The organism is Wolbachia endosymbiont of Wuchereria bancrofti, assembly GCF_002204235.2.
Taxonomy (GTDB): Bacteria; Pseudomonadota; Alphaproteobacteria; order Rickettsiales; family Anaplasmataceae; genus Wolbachia.
Map to the genome: position 1 here is coordinate 1 of NZ_NJBR02000011.1, position 775 is coordinate 775.

Below are 775 nucleotides of genomic sequence, written 5' to 3' on the forward strand. Positions count from 1 at the left end.
AATTAATTTACAGTTTGTTAAAGACATATTAGATGAATGCTTAAGGGATAAGGCTAATTTATGTTATAGGTATAGTAGAACTGTAACAGACTTAATATTTGAGGCATTAATAGACGTTACTAATAGTAAAGATCTATGTCCTAGCAGTAAAACGCATACATTGAGAGGTCAGGATATTTCCTACAGTGATGCAAATCAAGACAATAGCAATATAGGTAAGGTAATAGAGAATAAAAGTTTAGGAGTTGTGAAAAACATTATTAGTAGTTTATTATCAAAAGGTGGAAAAATAAAAAGAGATGACTTCTATGGTGGTGAGTTGGGGCATGTAACTTATAATAAAGACTTTGTTGATGGTCTCTCTGCACAATGTGAGAAGGTTAAAAGCGACTTAGAGAATCCAGCATGTGAAGATATAGTAAATAAGGATACACAAATTCAAGAAGATGGTTTAGTGGTAGACATAGATAACTGCTATTTTTATATAAAATATCCACAAGATGTCATTATTGAGGTTGTAAAAGTTGTAAATAGCCCAAAAGTAGAAGAGTTAAGCTTAAAACACTATATATTTTATGTTGAGGAGAGTATAATAAGAGTTGAAAAAAAACTAAAAGGAGAAAAAAGAAATTATATAGATGTCTTACGGGGTGGTATTGAAATGTTTTTTGCTACCAAAGTAGGAAATGATTAGTGTCTATTTATACCCTAACAGTACAGAGATAAAAGATGGAGATGGAGAAGAAGAAAAGGAAATAAGAGTAGAGATCAATGA

Annotated in this window: 1 pseudogene; it reads left to right on the forward strand. The window is 30.7% G+C overall.

Annotated features, from left to right (window positions below):
- Positions 1–694 (forward strand): annotated as a pseudogene (locus CCY16_RS05460) (hypothetical protein); the annotation flags it as partial.
- Between the last annotated feature and the right edge of the window lie 81 nt (positions 695–775).